This window comes from Microbacterium sp. (assembly GCF_049661145.1).
In the GTDB taxonomy this organism is placed as follows: domain Bacteria; phylum Actinomycetota; class Actinomycetes; order Actinomycetales; family Microbacteriaceae; genus Microbacterium.
In genome coordinates this window covers 1-1,924 of sequence record NZ_JBASZT010000385.1, presented here as the reverse complement: position 1 = coordinate 1,924, position 1,924 = coordinate 1, and the positions used below count along the sequence as shown (strand labels likewise).

Below are 1,924 nucleotides of genomic sequence, written 5' to 3'. Positions count from 1 at the left end.
GCGCTGGACCTCGGCGGCGAGCGCTTCGGCGATCGCCGCGAAGTGCCGTTCGTCGGCCGCGATGAGCGCGGGATCCGCCTTGCGGCGCAGTCGCGGCGGCAGGTCGAACGGACTCGTGGGTGGTTGTGGTGTCGGCATCCGGTCCCCCTCATTTCACGCCGAGTTGCGCGCCGAAAGAGTGCGCGACCTGCGATTCTGCCCCATCGGGGGGCCCTTGCCGCAAGCCCCCCGGTGTGCGGGATAATGGAAGGGGACGGGGCGTTCCCGAGTCCGTTTGCCGGTCAGGCCGGGCGCGGCACGGTCAGCACGGCCGCGACGGCGTCGCGGACGCGGCGATCGACCTCGGCGGCGGGATGCGGGGGGAGCTTGCCGTCCACGTGGAGGAACGCGAGTCCATGCGCGAGACCCCAGAGCGCGGTCGCGAGAGGCGTCGCCTGCGCGGATGCCGCGTCGTCGGCATCCGCCTCGGGGAACAGCCGCGTCACGGTCCCGTTCAGCAGGTCACGCACCTGCTGCGCCGCCTCGACGCGGAGGGTGTCTTCCGTGTCGCACTCGCGCCCGAACATGAGCCGGAAGACCGCGGGCCGCCGCAGCGCGAACGAGACGTACGCTACGGCGAGCGCCTGCAGTTCGCCGACGGCATCGTCGGTATCCACCCCGGCATCCGTCCCCACTGCGTCGACAGCCTCGCGGAGCGCCGCGCGCAGATCGTGCAACCCCTCGACCGCGACGGCGGACTCCAGGGCCTCGCGGTCGGCGAAGTGCCGGTAGGGGGCGGCGGCGGAGACGCCGGCGCGGCGGGCGACGGCGCGCAGCGAGAAGTCTCCGCCGGTCTCGAGACTGTCGATCGCTGCGGCCAGCAGCGCGGCGCGCAGGTCTCCGTGGTGGTACGCGCGCGGTGATGTTGACACTGCTTACCGATCCTCCTACAGTTGATGTAAACAGTGTATACATATGAGAGGTTCCCATGCACACGAGCTACACGATCCTCGGCGCGAACGGCCAGATCGCCGTCGAGCTGGCGCGCGAACTGAGTCGCATCCAGGAGAGTCCGCTGCGACTTGTGAGCCGCAAGCCTCGCAAAGTCAGCGACACCGACACGCTCGTCAGCGCCGACCTGATGGATGCCGACGCCACCACCGCGGCCGTCGCCGGCAGCGACGTCGTGTTCTTCACCGCGGGGCTCCCCGCCGACACCCGCGTGTGGCAGGAGCGATTTCCCACGATGCTGCGCAACGCCCTCGACGCGGCGCGAGCGGCCGGCGCCCGCTTCGCGTACTTCGACAACACGTACATGTATCCGCAGGACGGGCGGGTGCTGACGGAGGAAACCCCCTTCGAACCCGTCGGAGCCAAGGGACGCGTCCGCGCGGAGCTGGCCTCGATGGTGCTCGCCGAGATCGAGCGGGGCGAGATCCCGGCGCTCATCGCCCGCGCACCCGAGTTCTACGGACCGGGCCGCACGCAGAGCTTCACCAACGCGTTCGTGACCGACCGGCTGAAGGCCGGCAAGAAGCCGCGCGTCCCGGTGCGCGACGACCGGCGGCGCACGCTCATCTGGACCCCCGACGCGAGCCGCGCCCTCGCCCTCCTCGGAACGGCGCCCGATGATCGCGGCGCGTGGGGACAGACCTGGCACCTGCCGGTCGCCGCCCAGCATCCGACCTACCGCGAGTTCGTCGCGATGGCCGCCGAGGCCTTCGGCACCGACGCGCGCTACACCGTGACGCCGGCGTGGCTGCTGCGGGCGGCGGGGCTGGTCGCGCCGCGAGCGAAGGAGATCCGCGAGCTGCTGCCGCGCTACGCTCACGACAGCATCTTCGAGTCGGCGAAGTTCGCAGGGCGCTTCCCCGAGTTCGAGGTCACGGGGTATCGCGAGGGCCTGCGCGTCATCGCCGCCGAGCGCGCGTCCTGACCCCGCCCC

The 1,924-nt window shown here is 71.5% G+C and carries 2 protein-coding genes; one reads left to right on the top strand and one right to left on the bottom strand.

Going from position 1 to position 1,924, the window contains the following annotated elements; all coding sequences use genetic code 11:
* Positions 1-281: 281 nt before the first annotated feature.
* On the bottom strand, positions 282-911 hold the full coding sequence (locus WBP48_RS15845; RefSeq protein ID WP_424441719.1) for a TetR/AcrR family transcriptional regulator: 630 nt from the start codon (positions 909-911) through the stop codon (positions 282-284).
* A gap of 56 nt (positions 912-967) precedes the next feature.
* On the opposite strand from WBP48_RS15845, the gene WBP48_RS15840 reads away from it, so the two are divergent.
* Positions 968-1,915, top strand: coding sequence for an NAD-dependent epimerase/dehydratase family protein (locus tag WBP48_RS15840; RefSeq protein ID WP_424441718.1), 948 nt, complete (start codon positions 968-970; stop codon positions 1,913-1,915).
* Positions 1,916-1,924 lie beyond the last annotated feature (9 nt).

Bases quoted from the DNA above. Each gene is read 5' to 3' on its own strand.
- WBP48_RS15840 (WP_424441718.1), top strand. From the start codon at position 968: ATGCACACGAGCTACACGATCCTCGGCGCGAACGGCCAGATCGCCGTC.